Consider the following 15855-nt stretch of genomic DNA (forward strand, 5'->3'; position numbering starts at 1 on the left):
CTCGCATACCAACAGAACACCCCCAAAATACCCCCGACTAAACAACAGAACCGTTGACGGAAATCCCCGCCTTCGCGCGGAACTCAAGCGCGCACGATTTTCCCCGCAACCGGGGCAAACACGCCGCGGCTGTCCACGATCAGGGCCGATTCTTTTTCGATCAAGCCCCAGTCAAAGGCGTCGTGGTCGGTAACGACTGCGACGCAGTCGTATTGCGCGAGGGTGGCGGAGTTAACGGCGATGCTTTGCAGCCCCAGGTCGTGTTTGCGGGTAGGCGGCGTGCGCGGAACATGAGGATCGCTGTACTGTACCTCCGCGCCGGCTTGCCGCAACCGCGCAATGATTTCCAGCCCCGGGGATTCGCGGATGTCGTCAATATTTTTTTTGTAAGCGATGCCCAGCACCAGGATGCGGGCGCGGGCCAGAGGCTTGCCGGCCGCTTCCAGGGCAGCGGCGATTTTGGCGATGACATAGGCCGGCATGGCAGTGTTGATTTCACCCGCCAATCGGATGAAACGGGCGTCAAAGCCGTATTGGCGCGCCTTCCAGTAGAGATAAAACGGGTCTATGGGAATGCAGTGGCCGCCGAGCCCCGGACCGGGGTGGAACGCGGTGAAGCCGAATGGTTTGGTAGCGGCGGCGCGGACGATTTCAAAGATGTCCAGGTCCATTTTGTCGGCCAGCATCTTGAGTTCGTTGACCAGCGCGATATTGACGGCACGGTAGGTGTTTTCCAGCAGTTTGCTGAGCTCGGCGGCACGGGTGCCGGACACCGGCACCACCTGCTCCACGATGGCGCCGTACAGGGCGGTGCCGGCCTGCAGGCAACGCCCGGTGACGCCGCCGCAGATTTTCGGAATGACGGCGGTGTGGTAATCGGGGTTGGCGGGGTCTTCCCGCTCCGGCGAGAAGACGAGAAAAAAGTTTTCCCCGACGTTGAGGCCGTCGCGCACCAGGCGCGGCAGCAAATCTTCTTCGGTGGCGCCGGGGTAGGTGGTGCTCTCCAGCGAAACGATTTGTCCGGGCCGCAGATGCGGCGCGATGGTGTCGGCGGTGTCCAGCACATAGCGCATATCCGGTTCGTTGTTGCCCTTGAGCGGCGTCGGCAGGCAGAGGATGACGGCGTCGGCAGCGGCGACCTCCGCCATGTCGGTAGATGCGCGCAGGGTTTTCTGCCGCAACGCGCCCGCGATTCGCGCGGGCGCGATGTGCGAGATGTAGGATTGACCGCGGCGTACAGACTTTACTTTGGCCGCGTCAATGTCGAGGCCAATGGCGGGAAAGCCGACCTCGGCAAAGCGCAGGCATACCGGCAGGCCGACGTAGCCCAAACCGATGACGGCGACTACCGCATGCCGCCCGGCAATCTTCTCCAGCAATCGCTGCAGCGGCTCGGGATTCAACCTGGCCCCCCATGCGCGCCCTCATGCGCGCCCCCATGTGCGCCTTTTCTCGTCTCTCGATTCATGGCGTTTACGATATACTTTCAGTGTAGCGGGGCCATAGCTCAGTCGGGAGAGCGCCTGCTTTGCAAGCAGGAGGTCAGCGGTTCGATCCCGCTTGGCTCCATATCTTTGCCATCTTTGCCGCCCTGCCCCGGCGCTTGCGCCCCGGACGCGAGCCTGCCATAACCCCCGGCCGCCGGCTGAAACCCGCACCCATGACGCCGCGCCGGCCCAGCCATTGCGGACGGCTTCCCGGCCGCGCTCCGCCGCTCCCGCTCAGAAGAACAGGATACAGGTCCAGACCAGGGCCGCGGCGAACAAGCTCAGCAATACCGCGGCGGAACCCAGGTCTTTGGCGGCGGCGGCCAACTCGTGGCGGCCTGGATGCGCCAGGTCCACCACTGCCTCCACGGCCGTGTTCAACAATTCGACGATTAGCACCAACAGCCAGGAACAGGCCAGCAGCGCCTTTTCCGCCCCGGAATCGCCGAGCAGCAAGGCGAGGGGCAGGATCGGCACGGACAGCGCCAACTCCAGGCGGAAGGCGTGCTCCCGGCAGGCGCGCGTCAATCCCCGCAGGGAGTAGCGGAGGGCGGTACGCAAATTGCTCGGCGCACCCCGGGACAGCAGCTGGGATACTCCCCGGAAAAACCGGCGCATTGGGCGTTCGCCGTTTATTGGCCTGTGTCTCCCCGTACCTGCTCCCGGTATGCCGCGGCGCTCAACAAACCCTCGACCTCCGCGGCAGCCTGTGGCTGCAATCGGAAGAGCCAGCCCCTGCCGTATGGATCCTCGTTAACCAGGCCGGGGTTGTCTTGCAACTCGGGGTTTACCGCCAGCACCGTGCCCGCGACCGGGCAGTGCACATCTGACGCGGTTTTTACGGATTCGATCACGGCGCAACATTCGCCGCCGGCATAACTCCGGCCCACCTGCGGCAATTGCACATAAACCACGTCGCCCAGTTCCCGTTGCGCATGCTCGGTGATCCCGACACGGGCCTGCTGTTGCCGCCGGTCCAGCCAGGTATGAAAGGTGCTGTATGCCAGATCCGCTGCCGGGTCGTGCCGCGCCATCGCGCTCTCCTCTACTGTACGGTATGCCGCTGCGGGCGGCCTGTACACGGCCCGATTATATCCCATGGCCGCCGCCGTGGCCGCAGCGCGAACGCGCCGGCGCGCGGGAAGTCCGCACGGAAAATCCGTAATGCTTAAAATGCCTATCCCGCCGATTTTCGCGGAATGCTCGAATCCCCCCCAATCCGGGAAGACTCCGTTCCGCGTCCCTCCCCGTGCAGGGAACCCGAGTCGGCATCCGGTCGTTTCGGCCCGCCGGCGCCTCCGGCGTCCGGAGGCGATTCGCCCTCATGGGCGGGGAACATCACCAGATGATCGATCTCCAGGCGAATGCCGATGGACTCGCCGATGGCATGATCGTGATGGCTGGGGACCAGCGTACAGATCCGTTCCCCCTCCCGCGAAGTCAGAATGTACAGGAATTCCGCTCCCCGATAGAGTTTGTCCGCCACCTTGGCGGTCAGGGCGCTGTCGTCGTCGTGGATGATATCGTCAGGCCGGATCAGAACCTGCACCTGCCGCCCGGCAGGGAGCCCGTGCGGCTCGGCGCCCCCGATGCGCCCGAGGAAGGTATCTACCGCGGCGGGGGGTACCGCGCTCCCCGCGATCAGGCTGCCTTCCCCGACGAAGTTCGCGACATACACGTGATTCGGACGGTGGTAAACCTGAAAAGGCGTGTCCCACTGCAACAGGGCGCCTTTCCACAATACGCCCATCCGGTCCACCATGGGGAACGCATCCTGCCGGCTGTGGCTGACGATCAGCGCCGTGATCTCCTCCCGCTTCAGCCATTGCCTCAACTCCCGCGCCAGGCGCTCGCGCAACGGCACGTCCAGGCCGGCAAAAGGCTCGTCCAGCAAAAGGCCGCGGGGGCCCGGGGCCAGGGCGCGGGCCAGCGCCACCCGCCGCTGCTGGCCGCCGGACAACTCGTGGGGAAATTTGGCAAGCAGGCCCTCCAGCCCCAGCATCTCCGCCAACCGAGCCACCCGCTGCGCGCGTTGCCGTTGCGCCTGCCGCGACAGGCCGAAGGCGATGTTGGCGCCCGCGTCCAGATGCGGGAACAAGGCGCAATCCTGGAATACCATTCCCACGCCCCGGCTCTCGGCGGGCGCGGCTCTGCCGGGGGCGCTGACTCGCCGACCGTCAATCCAGACACTGCCCGCGGCGACCGGCTCGAATCCCGCGATCACGCGCAGCAAGGTGGTTTTGCCGACGCCGCTGGCGCCCAGCAGACAGCCGATTTCTCCCGCCTCCAGCCCCAGCGACAGGTCGCGCACAACCTCCTGCCCGCCGTAGCGGACGGCTACCGAATCAAGCCGCAGCCACGGGGTCATTGTGCCAGCGGGCGACGAAGCGCCCCAGGAGCAGGACCGGCACCGCGCCGACGGCGACGATGACCAGTGCGGGAAGGGCGGCCTCCGCCAATCGTTCCTCGTTCGCCAATTCGTAAGTGCGCACGGCGAGGGTATTGAAATCGAAGGGGCGCAACAGCAGGGTGGCCGGCAATTCCTTCAACACTTCGACAAAGACCAGGAGCAGCGAGATCGCCATGCTGTTACGCATGATCGGCGCATGGATCCGAAGCAGCACCTGCCGGGAAGACAATCCCATGCTGCGCCCGGCCTCTCCCAGAGAAGGGCGTATCCTGGCCAGACCGGACTCGACGGCACTCAGCGCCAGGGCCAGAAACCGCGCCAGGTAGGCAAAGACCAGGCCGGCCACGCTGCCGGTCAACAACAAGCCGGGCAGGTCGCCGCGAAGCCATGTCCAGCCGAAGCCCAGCAGCCGGTCCAACCAGAGGGACAGGATCAGGACGCCGATAGCGATCACCGTTCCGGGAATGGCGTAACCCAGGCGCGCGACCTCCAGCATGCGCCCGCGCCAGGCATCGGCCCGGCCGGCCCCCATGCCGTAGCGCAAGATCAGGGCCAGCGCCGAGGCCAGCAGCGCGGCCGCCGTCGCGAGCCACAGGCTGTTTGCCAAGCTGCCGAAAAAGCCCGGCGCCGTCTCCGCCGCCGCCTGTGCCGCCCAATCCAGCAATACCGCGCAAGGGACGAAGAAACCGAATAGCGCCGGCAGGGCGCAGGCGCAACAGGCGCCCCAGCCCCGGACCCCGCCCAGGCGCATGACGGGCGGCGGACGGTAGCCGCCTGCCGCATAGTGGTAACGGGCCCGGCGCCGTTGCCGCCGCTCGCAGAAAAGCGGCACGGCGACCAGCAACAGCAGCACCGCGGAGAGCTGGCAGGCCGCAAGACTGTCTCCCATGCCGTTCCAGGCGCGGAAGATGCCCGTGGTAAAGACGGGAAGCCCGAGGTACTGGACCGTGCCGTAGTCCGCCAGGGCCTCCATCATCGCCAAGGATACCCCGGCAACGAGCGCGGGCCGCGCCAGGGGCAACCCCACGCGCAAAAATGCGCTGGCGCCGCCGCAACGCAGGGTGCGCGCCGCCTCCAGGGCGCAGCCGGACTGCAACAGGAAAGCGGCCCGGCACAACAGATACACATACGGATACAAGACCAGCGAGAGCACGGCCACCGCCGCCGGCAACGGCCCCGCGCCGGGCAGGCGCAGGTCCCACCATGCTTGCAGCCAGGATTGAACCGGGCCCGCCACGCCCAGCAGGCCCGTGTATGCGTAGGTGGCAATGTAGGCCGGGAGCGCCAACGGCAACGGCAAGAGCGCGGCCCAGGCGCGGCTGCCGGGGAATCGGAACATAGATGTCAGCCAGGCGGGGAACACGCCCAGAATCGCGGTACCCAGGGCCACCCCCAGCGCCAGACCGAGGGAATTCCAGATATACCCGGCGAGCACGGTGTGCCAGAGATGGCGCCAGGTCCCGCCTCCCCCCGGCTGCAGCACCGAAGCGCAGATCACGAGCACCGGCAGAATGAGCAACAAAAGCAGCGGCAGCAGCAACCAGGACCACGGCCGGGGACGGGCAATGCGTGGAGATTCCGGGAGGCGTCCGGGGAGGCCCGAAACGGCGATTTGGCGGCTAAGCCCCGCAGGCTCCATGATCCATAAATGCCGCCGGATTACCTCCAGCCGGCCCGATCCATGAGCTTCACCGCCTCCTGCACGTGTTCCCCGAGCAACAGCAGGGAATCCACGTCCGGCGCGAACTCGCCCCATTCCCGCAGCGTGGGCGAGGGAGCGACATCGGAGACGACGGGATATTCGTAATTGACTTCCGTAAACCAGCGTTGCGCTTTCGCGCGGACCAGGAACTCCAGCAATTGCAGCGCCTCGGGGACATGCCGCGCATGGCGGACCACCCCCGCCCCGCTCAGGTTGACGTGCACCCCTCCCGGGGCGGGCCAGTGCACCCCCACCGCCTGGGCCGCGGCGGCGTCGCGCGCCTTGCCCGAGTGCCGCATCAGGCCCAGATAGTACGTGTTCGCCAGGGCGACATCGCAAAGTTCGGCGGAAACGGCCCGAATCTGGTCGCGGTCTCCTCCCTGGGGCGGCCGGGCGAAATTGGCTACCAGGCCCCTCGCCCAGCGCTCGGCCTCTGCCGCGCCGTAGCGCGCGATCAAGGCCGCGACCAGCGACTGGTTGTAGGTGTTCGCGGAGGAACGGACGCATAAGCGTCCCCGCCAGCGCCGATCCGCCAGGCCCAGATAACCCGGCAGTTCGGCCGCCGGCACCCGCTCGCGGCTATACACGATGGTGCGCGCCCGCAGGGTAATGCCGTACCACCGGCCCTGAGGATCGCGATAGGCCGGCGGGATTCGCTCCCGCAGCAGCGGAGAATCCACCGGTTGCAACAGGCCCCGCTGCGCGGCCTGGTAGAGGCGCCCCAGGTCCACCGTGAGGTACAGATCGGCGGGCGTATTCGCGCCCTCCAGTTCCAGGCGCTTCAGCAGCGCGTCCCCCTGCCCTGCCAGCAAACGAACCGCTATCCCGCTTTGCTCCGTGAAGCGATCCAGCAGGGGCCGGATTAGGATTTCCTTGCGCGCCGAGTACAGATTCACTTCCTGGGCCGCGCCTGGCCCAGAGCACAGCGCGCACCCGATCAACAGCAGGAGGCGCCCTATCCGCATATCGCCTCCCTGGCCCCCGGGGCGGCTACGGAACGGCACCGGGAAGCCACCGCCGTTACGGAAGAAGCGCTTCATCGAGCGCTTCATCCGTAAAAATATTTTGGGTTCCGGCAACAAAGCGCGACAAGGCGCCGGCCCACTGCCGCGCAATATTTACGGGTAGAGCGTTTGCAAGCGCATTGCCGCACATGCCGGAAAAGCTTATTACAAATGAGAATAATTTTCAATTACGCGCGCGGAGGGGGGCGAGCGCAAACAATTCTTTGATTTTACCGCCATATTTTCATATGATTGCCCGTGGGCGCCACCAACACCCGGAGTCCGGGAAAAGCGGGAGGTTCTTGCAATATGCGGAGAGTGGTTTACGAGGCTTACGGCCATGCGCACTCTGGCGGTCGTTAATCCGAAGGGCGGCTGCGGCAAGAGCACCCTGGCGGCCAACATCGCCGGGTACTTGGCTCTGCGCGGCAAGCGCACCGCCCTGGCCGACCTGGATCCCCAGAAATCCAGCACGGACTGGCTTGCCGCCCGGGCGTCCGGCAGGCCGACGATCTTCCAGGCCAAGCTGCTGGGGAAAAGGCTGTTTTATCCGTTACGGGCCGATTTTCTCGTCATAGATACGCCGGCCGGCATCCGCGGCAAAAAACTGGCGGACATGGTGTCCCGCTCCGATACCGTGGTCGTGCCGATCCTGCCTTCCCCAGTGGATATCCAGGCCGCGGGCCGCTTTCTGAAAGTCCTCTTGAGCAACCGGCGCTTCAGGCAGCACGGCGGCGCGCGGGTTTGCACGGTCATCAACCGCGCCCGGGAGAATTCGCTGAACACCATCCGGTTGGAACTCATGCTGGAAAAGCTCCGCCTGGCGAACGGCGCCCGCGTCCCGCTGGTCACCGTGTTGCGCGCCACTCAGAATTACCTGGATGCCGCCGAGCGGGGACTGACGATATTCGAGTGGGCCCCGGCGAAGTGCTGCTACGACCAGGAACAGTGGGCGCCGCTGCTCAAGTGGCTGGCGATTTGACCCCCGCGGGCGCCGCGCCCTCGTCGCCCTCTTCCTGAGACTCCCGCGCCTCCGGCTGTTGCGCCGGCAGCGCTTCGGCGGCCGCCTCCCGCATCCGCAGGCCGGGGGGCGGAAAGGGCAGCAGCGGCGGCCCTGCCGAGCCGCGCCGGCGGGAGAAAAACAACTCCATTCCTTTGCGGTAGTGTTCCGCGGCTTCGACACGGTCATGCTGGAGTTCCCGCAGTTTCGCCAGGGCGTAATGAACTTCCGGCGTGCTGGAGAGCTCGGCGCTACGCTCCAGATACCCTTCCGCCTTGCCCTGCATTTCCAGGCGCATGCTCAGCAATCCGGCGGCAAGCAGCAGCTGCGCGTCCCGGGGATGCCGCTGCAGCAAGCCTTGCAAAAGGCGCAATTGCCGTTCCGAGTGCGCGTCCGGGAGCGCGCCGTACAGCAGGGCCAACTCCGGGACATAGCGCTTTTTCAGCGCCTTGCGCAGCGCCGGTTCGCAATTCCCCGCCGTCGAGAAACGCAGACAGGCCCGGGCGTATTCTTTTAACAGGCCGGTATCGCGCCGCAACGCGGCCGGCAACCCCTGCCAGAGCGATTCCAGCGCCTGCGCGTCGCCGCCCTTTTCCCCCAGTGCCCGTATCAGGCCCCGGTAAGCCTGTAGCCGCAACTGGAACCGTTCCCGGGAAGACAGCGGCAGGTCGGCCGCCTGGGAGAGCACGCTCTGCCAATCTTCGCCCTTCAGATACAATTCCAGCAGCAGCTGGCCGATGCGCCGGTCCTTGGGGCTGACGCTTCGCAGCCGTTCCAGGCATTCGATCGCCGCGGCCGTCCGGCCGGCATCCGCATACAGGCGGGCGCGGACGATTGCCGCGGCGCGCCGTCCTTCCGTGCCGCCGGCCTCCGCCTGTCTCAGGAGACGCTCGCTCTCGGAATCTTTCCCCTGGCGCCTGGCGGCGACGGCCAAGCCCAGGCAATAAGGCAGCGGCCACTTGTCGCGTCCGGCGCCCCCGATGCGGGACCGATGCAGCCGCCGCTCCGCTTCCGGCCAGTCGCCCTCGAGCAAGGCGCGCAGGGCGCCCTGCAGGGAGACGCGCTCCCGCCTCCCCCGCATCGCCGCCACGCTGCGCCGGATGCGCTCCGGCGCGCTCCGCAGGGCATCCCAAAGGGAGAAACATTCCCGCAACGCAAAGAACAGGGCAACCAGGATCAGCACAAAAAGCGGCATGCCGATATCCACTACCCAGCCGGAAAAGAAGAAACTCACGCGCCCCGGAGACCACTGCACAACCAAGCCCAGCGCGATCGCGGCCAGCAGGATCAGCAGGCTCAGGACCGGCCACCTCACGGCAGCGAACTCCGCGGCAAAGACCGCTCAATCATGCGCAAACTCGCGCAGGTACGCCCGCAGGTTTTCCAGCGCGGAATCGGGGCCGGGCAGCTCGGGACGCAGGCGCGTCTCCCGCATAGCCCGCAGCGCCGCCAGCGTCTCTTGCACCGGGGGCTGCCGCGGATCGAATTGGGTCTGCAACAACTCTATGAGCGAGCGCCGGGAATTCTGAAAGTCCTCATCGTCGCGCCGCAGTACGGCCAGCCGCGCATGTTCCGCCTCCAGCTTGAGCATCTGGCGGGCATAGGAAGGCGCGCCGAAGGCCAGGGCGGCCGGTTCGTCGCCGACCTTTCGGATTGTCAGCAACCCTCTGAGGTCGTCCCAAGCCGTCGAGAGGAAAGACCGTTCTCCGGTCGCAGGCCTCTCCGGTTCCTCTGGCTCCGCTGGCTCCGGGGGCGCCGCTTCCAGGCGCAGCGGCAGTTGCTCCGCCCGCCTGCCCAACTCGGCGAGGTAGGCAGACAATTCCCGCGCATCCGCGCGCCCGGCCGCGCGAATGCGCGCCAGGTCGGCCTCCAGAGAATTCTGCACCTGCTCCAGCCCGGGGGCGCCCAGACCGCGCAGGCGGGTATCGGCGATCTCCAGCAACGCGATCGCGGCGGCCGCCTCCCCGGCGGCGAGCCGGTGGGAAGCCAGGACCAGCAAGTGTTCCGCTTCCATCAGCGCCCAGTACCGGTTGATCTCCTGGAAGGCCGGGGGCGGCGCCTGTTGCTCCCGCTCCCAGCGCCGCCATTCTTCCCGCAGCGCGGCCACTTCCCGCGCCAGCGCCTGGTATTGCCCGGCAAGCCGGGCCCGTTCGCCCTGCTTGGCGGCATCGGGCGCCGCGAACGGGCCGCCCAGAGAACCGGAGTAGAAAGCATAGCCCGCGCCAGCCAACAGGAACGCGACTGCCAGCAGGAAGAACCAGGGCCGGTAGCGCCGTCCGCGGCGCTTGCCGTCCGCACCGGGCCGCTCCGCTACCATCGCCCGCTCCATGCCGGAGCCCGCGTCGCCGCCGCCGGCCGGGTCTTCACGGCCCGTCCCGGCGCGTAGAGCGCTGCTGCAACATACAGTCCAGCAAACCCGCGTCGCTGGGCTCCGCGGCGACGACCGGCGCCTGCGTGAAACCGAGCTCTGCCGCCAAATCGGCCATCCTCCGGCCGAGCACCGCCAAGCGCACGGCGAGCAGCCGTTGCCGCCAGGCCTTTGTCATCATCTCGCACAGGTTACGCAACCCCTCACAGCTGTGGATCAGGATCCAATCCGGCGGGAATTCGCGGCATGTCTTTGCCGCAATTTCAGGATGCCGCTCCGGCATGACCCGCCGATATACTTGAGCATAACAGACATTCGCCCCGCGCCGCTCCAGCTCCGCCCGCAACAATTCCCGTCCGCCGACGCCGCGAACGATCAAAAAGGTCTCGCCCGCCACTCGTTGCCGCTGCAGCTCCGGCAGCGCCAGCAGGGCCTCGCTGTCGCCGGCGCCATGGACCGCCGCAGCCAAACCCCGCTCCCGCAACGCCGCCGCGCTGCCCGCCCCCGGGCAAAAAACCGGCAGGGTGCGCAGGTGAGCCAAAACGCCGGGGGGAAGCAGCCGCACGGCCCAGGAAACGGCGTTGCGGCTGACGAAAACCGCCCTCGTGAAACGGCGCGCATCTGCCGCCAACCGGTCCAGGGCGTCCCGGTCTTGCGGCGGCAGAATCTCTATGGTGGGAAAACTGAGCGCCCGCCCCCCAAGGGCCCGGATCCGCTTGCAGAGGGAACGCTCCTGGCCGCGCGGGCGGGTAACCCAGATGGTAAGCCCTTGCAGGGGGAGGGGGGAGTTCATATGGCGACGCCCAGTTCGCGCAGGATGGAATCCGCCCCCGCCAGCAACAATTGCCGCGCCAGCCGGCACCCTACCATCGCCGCCTCCCGCGCGGGACCGGCGCCGGCGGCGATCACCAGCTTGCCGCCGTCGGGTCGCCCCACCATGCCCCGGACGCGGAGCTGCCCCCGGCGCAACTCCGCATGGGCGGCGACGGGCAGCCGGCAGCTGCCTTGCAATTCGAGGCTCAACGCCCTTTCCGCCACCACCCGCAGGCGGCTGGGCTCGTGGTCCAGCGCCGCCAGCAGGCCGATGGCCCTGCCGTGGCTGCGGCGCGCCTGGATCCCGATCGCACCCTGCCCGATGGCGGGGATCAGGACTCCGGGCGCCAGATATTCCCGGATGCGCGCCTTCAGGCCCAGGCGCTCGAGCCCCGCCGCGGCCAGAACCAAGGCATCGCAGTTGCCTTGTTCCATCCGCGCGATCCGGGTGCCTACGTTCCCCCGCAGCTCCACCACTTGCAGGTCGGGCCGCAGGGCGAGCAACTGGCTGCGGCGGCGCAGGCTGGAGGTGCCCACCCTGGCCCTGGCGGGCAGCGCGGCCAAGTCGGGGAATGCGTCCGAGAGCAGCGCATCCCTGGGGTCGGCGCGTTCCAGCACGGCGCAGATGCTCAAGTCTTCCGGCATCTCCGCCGCCACGTCCTTCATGGAATGCGCCGCCACGTCCGCCCGGCCCTCGAGGAGGCTTTTCTCGAGTTCCTTGGTAAACAGGGATTTCCCTTCCGGGAGCGGCCCCGGCGCGGCCGCCAAGCGGTCGCCCTCCGTAGTCATCCCGACGATTTCCACCCGCAGGCGCGGGTGCGAACGGCGCAACGCAGCGCTGACGATTTCCGCCTGTCGCAGAGCCAACGGACTCTTCCGGCTGGCGATACGGAGACGTTCCATCGCAAGACCTCCAGCGCCGGAACCCGCTTGCCGCGGCAGATGCGGTTCCGGCCGTGGAAAAATCATACACTATCAACACGGTCGCGCGCTGGAGGCGGCCGCATCCGAAGGCGCCGGAAGCGCGGATTGCTCATGAAACTAGGCATCGTAATGAACCCGATCGAGCGCATCGTCCCGCGCAAGGACAGCAGCCTCGCCCTGCTGCTGGCCGCGCAGGACAGAGATTGGCCCCTGCACTACATCGAGCCGTCCGACCTGTACCTGGAAGACGGCGCCGCGGCGGCCCGCATGAGGCGGTTGCGCGTACAGGACGACGACGCCCGCTGGTTCCGGCTCGAGGACGAGGCACAGCGCCCGCTGGAGTGGCTGGATGTCGTCCTGATGCGCGTTGACCCGCCGCTGACCATGGATTACGTCCACCTGACGCAGATCCTCGGTTACGCGGAACGGGCGGGCGTGCTGGTAGTCAACTCCGCGCGGGGGTTGCGGGAGGTGCACGAAAAGATCTTTGCCGGGCGCTTCCGGCCCCACGCGCCCGCCACCCTGGTCAGCCGCGACCGCGGCCGGTTGCGGGAATTCCTGAGCAAACACGGGGAAATCGTCTTGAAGCCCCTGGACGAAATGGGGGGGCGGGGCATCTTCAAACTGGGCCAGGACGACCCCAACGCGACGGTCGCCATAGACGCCCTGACCGCCTACGGAGAGCGCTGCGCCATGGCGCAGGAGTACCTCCCCGCCATTGCCAGGAAGGGAGACCGGCGCATCCTCCTCATAGACGGCGAGCCCGTGCCTTACGTGCTGGCCCGGTTCCCGGCACGGGGCCAGATCCGGGCGAACCTCGCCGCCGGCGGCAATTACCGGGGCGCGGAATTGTCCGACGAGGAGCGGCGGCTCTGCGCCCGGCTGCAAGAGCCCCTGCGCGAGAACGGCATACTCTTCGCCGGCCTGGACGTTATCGGGGGAATGCTGACCGAGGTCAACGTCACCAGCCCCACTGGCATACGAGAGCTGGAAAAACTGTATTCCCCGGGGACGGCGGCGCGCCTGCTGGATTGCATCGAGCGCAAGCGAGACGGCGGATGAGGACGGCGGCGCCGGCAATACGGAGCGGGGCGCCCGGCGCGGCCGGCCCGCTGCTGCCGGCACTCTTGCTGGCCATCGCCTCCTGCGCCGGGGACGAGCGGGCGCCCTTGCGCGAGGCGCGGTTTTTCGCCTTCGGCACCGTCATCGAGCTGGTGCTCTGGGAACCCGACGAGGAGCGGGCGCGCCGGGCCGAGCGTTTCGTCGCCGCCGAGTTGACGCGCCTGCACGAAGCCTGGCACCCCTGGCGCCCCCCGGGCGAGTTGGCCGAGATCAATCGGCGGCTGAGCGCCGGGCAAAGCGCGACCGCCGGCCCGCGGATGCGCGGCCTGCTCCTGGCCGCCGCCGCCGGCTACGAACGGAGCGGCGGGCTGTTCAACCCGACTCTGGGCCGGCTCGTCGAGTTATGGAATTTCCACGACGAAGAACTGCCGGGCAGGCGGCCGCCGCCTGAGCGACTGTCGCAACTTCTGCAAGACCTCCCCGGCATGGAAGACCTGCAACTCGAGGGCGCGACACTGCGCAGCGGCAATCGGCACCTGTTGCTGGACTTCGGCGGGATCGCGAAGGGATATGCCCTGGACCGGATCGTCATCCGCCTGAAAGAAATGGGCGTGCAAAACGCCATCCTGAACGCGGGCGGGGACCTGCGCGCCATCGGCAGGCGCGGCGACCGCCACTGGCGCATCGGCATCCGGCACCCGCGCGGCAGGGGCATCATGGCCGCACTGGAAGTGCGGGACGGCGAGAGCGTGTTCACCTCCGGGGACTACGAGCGCTTCTTCTTCGGCAAGGAGGACGGCGAGGACGGGGCTGCGGGCCGGGGAGAAGAGCGCCGGTATCACCATATTCTCGACCCGCGCACCGGCTACCCGGCTCGGGGGACCGTCTCCGTGACCGTCGTGCATGCCAGCGCCGCCATGGCGGATGCCGCCGCCACCGCGCTGTTCGTGGCCGGCCCCGAGCGCTGGCGGCAAACGGCGCAGGCCATGGAGGTGGACCACGTGCTGCTGGTTGACGAGGAGGGCCGGGTCTTCCTGTCCGACGCCCTGGCCGGGCGGTTGCAACCCGAATTGGGGGAGCGGCTCCCGCTCTAGGGAGCGGTCCGGGGCGCGGTCTGGAGCATGTTCCGGGGCATGGTCAAGGCGGGAGACGCAGCTGCCATCCTGGCGCTGTGTCTCCTCAACGCCTCTTTGTACGTATTCTTTTACCGGGAGGGTGCGCCCGGAGATTACCTGGTGGTGGAAGTGGCGGGTCAGGAGCGGGAAAGACGGCGCCTGGAGCGGCAAGACGCCTTTGCCGTGCAAGGGGAAGCAGGGGCCAGCACGATAGAGATCGGCGACGGCAGGGCCAGGTTCCTCTCCTCGCCGTGCCTGAGAAAATATTGCATACGCCGGGGCTGGATTGACCGCGACCGCGATATCGCCGTGTGCGTGCCCAACCGGGTCTCCATTCGCATCGCGTCCGCGTCCGCGGAAGGAGAACAGGGATTTGACAGCATCAACTACTGAGAATGGCGGGCCGGGCGGGGCAGGCGCCGCGCCCGCGGCGGCGGGGCAAGGCGCCCCCCCGCCGGCAACGGCAGGAGGCGGCGCCGAGATCGAGATTGACCGGGAAGACCTGGTCATTGCCCGCCTGGCCGCCATTGCGATCGGCATCCATGTCATGGAAAGCGCCCTGCCCATGCCGCTGCCCGGCCTGAAACCCGGCTTTGCCAACATCGTGACCATCGTCGTGTTGCAACACTTCGGGTGGCGGGTCGCCTGCTGGGTCGCCCTGTTGCGCATATTCGCGGGCAGCATCGCCCTCGGCACGTTCCTGTCGCCCACCTTCATGCTGAGCCTGGCCGGCGCCCTGAGCAGCATGGCCGCGCTGCGGCTGGCGTCCTGGCCGCTCCCCGCCCGGGTCTTCGGGCCGCTGGGATACGCCGCACTGGCGTCCGCGGCTCACATGACGGGCCAGTTCCTGGTCGCCTACGCGCTGTTCGTTCCCGTGCCGGGGATGCTGCAGCTGCTGCCTTTCCTGCTGAGCTTCTCCCTGGTCACCGGGGTCGTTACCGGCATTATCTCCTGTAAACTATTGCGCGCTATGCCAGAAACCGCAAAATAATGTCGCGCGCCGACCGCCCCGCAGCCCGCGCCCCCCTCCCGCTTGCCGCCACCGACAAGCTCAGCGTCACCCTCTGCCTGGCGATCGTCATCCACTTCGTCTTGATCCTGGGGATCAGCTTCACCGCCAGGGACGAACGGCCGCAGCGCAAATACAACACGATGGAAATCGTGATGGTGCGCCAACAGCAGCCGCCGCCGGAGGAGACGCCCGAGGCCAACCTGCTGGCCCAGGCGAACCTGCTGGGAGGGGCGGACGGGCAGAGCGACCTGACCCCCGAAGGCGCGCCCCCGGCGCCGTTTCCCGCCGAGACGCCGGACCTTTCGTCGCCGCCGGCCATGGAGGCGCAAACGATCCCCGAGGCCAGCGCCGAACCGGAGAGCGAAGGGCAAGAGCCGGAGCCCGTAGAAACGCCGCCGGAAGACTTGCAGAAGGCGGAGGCCGAGGCCGAACGCACGGAGCCCCGGCCCGAGCCGGCGCCGCCGCGGGACGCGGCCGACCCGCGAGCCTCGGATGCGCTGGATACTCCGCCTCTGCCCAGCGCCGCCGAGCTCATTGCCAGCAGTTTCCAGATCGCCGCCTTGAGCGCCGAGATCAAGCGCAAGCTGGAACGCAAGGCGAAGCGCCCGCGCAGGAAGTTCATCTCCGCCACGACCCGGGAGTACAAGTACGCGGCGTACATGGACGCCTGGCGCACGAAAGTGGAGCGCATCGGCAACCTGAATTACCCCAGGGAGGCCCGCGACCTCCAGCTTTACGGGAACCTGATTCTGGATGTCGCCCTGCGCCCCGACGGCTCCGTCATTCGGATCGCCGTCAAACGCAGTTCGGGCAACCGCATCCTGGACGACGCCGCGGTGCGGATCGTGCGGATGGCGGCGCCTTTCGCCCCCTTCCCGCAGAACATCCGCGGCGAGACGGACATCCTGCACATCACGCGCACCTGGCAATTCCTGAACACGCAACGCTTCCGGTAGCG

16 protein-coding genes and 1 tRNA gene are annotated in these 15855 nt (G+C 67.6%); 7 read left to right on the top strand and 10 right to left on the bottom strand.

Annotation, left to right across the window (positions count from 1 at the left end):
* Window positions 1–83 precede the first annotated feature (83 nt).
* Complete coding sequence (locus OXU43_06110) at window positions 84–1403, bottom strand: nucleotide sugar dehydrogenase (GenBank protein MDD9824726.1); 1320 nt, start codon at window positions 1401–1403, stop codon at window positions 84–86.
* A 93-nt stretch (window positions 1404–1496) separates the two neighbouring features.
* On the opposite strand from OXU43_06110, the gene OXU43_06115 reads away from it, so the two are divergent.
* A tRNA-Ala gene (locus OXU43_06115) sits at window positions 1497–1569 on the top strand.
* Between the two features lie 152 nt (window positions 1570–1721).
* On the opposite strand, the gene OXU43_06120 is transcribed toward OXU43_06115, so the two are convergent.
* The 5 genes from OXU43_06120 to OXU43_06140 form a co-directional block, all read right to left on the bottom strand.
* A complete protein-coding gene (locus tag OXU43_06120; GenBank protein MDD9824727.1) occupies window positions 1722–2105 on the bottom strand; it encodes a diacylglycerol kinase in 384 nt (127 codons plus the stop codon).
* 14 nt (window positions 2106–2119) lie between these two features.
* Entirely contained in the window at window positions 2120–2569 is a 450-nt protein-coding gene (gene gcvH, locus OXU43_06125; GenBank protein MDD9824728.1) for a glycine cleavage system protein GcvH, read from the bottom strand.
* 95 nt (window positions 2570–2664) lie between these two features.
* The gene (locus OXU43_06130; protein ID MDD9824729.1) at window positions 2665–3855 is read right to left on the bottom strand and encodes an ABC transporter ATP-binding protein; all 1191 of its coding nucleotides are present in this window, start codon (window positions 3853–3855) and stop codon (window positions 2665–2667) included.
* Complete coding sequence (locus tag OXU43_06135) at window positions 3833–5536, bottom strand: iron ABC transporter permease (GenBank protein ID MDD9824730.1); 1704 nt, start codon at window positions 5534–5536, stop codon at window positions 3833–3835. Before OXU43_06135 ends, OXU43_06130 begins: the two co-directional genes overlap by 23 nt.
* A gap of 20 nt (window positions 5537–5556) precedes the next feature.
* Entirely contained in the window at window positions 5557–6495 is a 939-nt protein-coding gene (locus OXU43_06140) for an extracellular solute-binding protein (protein ID MDD9824731.1), read from the bottom strand.
* A 448-nt stretch (window positions 6496–6943) separates the two neighbouring features.
* Between OXU43_06140 and OXU43_06145 the strand changes: the two genes are divergently transcribed.
* Window positions 6944–7585 carry a ParA family protein gene (locus tag OXU43_06145; protein MDD9824732.1) on the top strand — a complete coding sequence of 214 codons (642 nt, stop codon included), beginning with the start codon at window positions 6944–6946 and terminating at the stop codon, window positions 7583–7585.
* Here the strand turns inward: OXU43_06145 and OXU43_06150 are convergent.
* Genes OXU43_06150 through hemC form a run of 4 tightly spaced genes read right to left on the bottom strand, consistent with a single transcriptional unit; the run spans window position 7566 to window position 11687 of the window.
* A complete protein-coding gene (locus OXU43_06150; GenBank protein MDD9824733.1) occupies window positions 7566–8918 on the bottom strand; it encodes a hypothetical protein in 1353 nt (450 codons plus the stop codon). The genes OXU43_06145 and OXU43_06150 overlap by 20 nt on opposite strands.
* 27 nt (window positions 8919–8945) lie before the next feature.
* Window positions 8946–9932 (bottom strand): uroporphyrinogen-III C-methyltransferase, encoded by a 987-nt coding sequence (locus OXU43_06155; protein ID MDD9824734.1) that lies wholly within the window; start codon window positions 9930–9932, stop codon window positions 8946–8948.
* Between the two features lie 34 nt (window positions 9933–9966).
* Entirely contained in the window at window positions 9967–10764 is a 798-nt protein-coding gene (locus OXU43_06160; GenBank protein ID MDD9824735.1) for a uroporphyrinogen-III synthase, read from the bottom strand.
* A complete protein-coding gene (gene hemC, locus OXU43_06165; GenBank protein MDD9824736.1) occupies window positions 10761–11687 on the bottom strand; it encodes a hydroxymethylbilane synthase in 927 nt (308 codons plus the stop codon). The genes OXU43_06160 and hemC overlap by 4 nt, the downstream gene beginning before the upstream one ends.
* Window positions 11688–11819: 132 nt before the next feature.
* Here hemC and gshB point away from each other — a divergent pair, with 132 nt between their 5' ends.
* The 5 genes from gshB to OXU43_06190 all read left to right on the top strand — a co-directional run bounded on the left by gshB (window position 11820) and on the right by OXU43_06190 (window position 15853).
* Window positions 11820–12770, top strand: coding sequence for a glutathione synthase (gene gshB / locus OXU43_06170; GenBank protein ID MDD9824737.1), 951 nt, complete (start codon window positions 11820–11822; stop codon window positions 12768–12770).
* A complete protein-coding gene (locus OXU43_06175) occupies window positions 12767–13864 on the top strand; it encodes an FAD:protein FMN transferase (protein MDD9824738.1) in 1098 nt (365 codons plus the stop codon). Before gshB ends, OXU43_06175 begins: the two co-directional genes overlap by 4 nt.
* Window positions 13865–13891: 27 nt before the next feature.
* Entirely contained in the window at window positions 13892–14278 is a 387-nt protein-coding gene (locus OXU43_06180; GenBank protein ID MDD9824739.1) for a NusG domain II-containing protein, read from the top strand.
* A gap of 88 nt (window positions 14279–14366) precedes the next feature.
* The gene (locus OXU43_06185; protein MDD9824740.1) at window positions 14367–14876 is read left to right on the top strand and encodes a Gx transporter family protein; all 510 of its coding nucleotides are present in this window, start codon (window positions 14367–14369) and stop codon (window positions 14874–14876) included.
* Window positions 14876–15853 carry a TonB family protein gene (locus OXU43_06190; GenBank protein ID MDD9824741.1) on the top strand — a complete coding sequence of 326 codons (978 nt, stop codon included), beginning with the start codon at window positions 14876–14878 and terminating at the stop codon, window positions 15851–15853. The genes OXU43_06185 and OXU43_06190 overlap by 1 nt, the downstream gene beginning before the upstream one ends.
* The last annotated feature ends 2 nt before the right edge of the window (window positions 15854–15855 follow it).

The sequence above is a fragment of the Gammaproteobacteria bacterium genome (assembly GCA_028817255.1).
GTDB classification, from domain to species: domain Bacteria; phylum Pseudomonadota; class Gammaproteobacteria; order Porifericomitales; family Porifericomitaceae; genus Porifericomes; species Porifericomes azotivorans.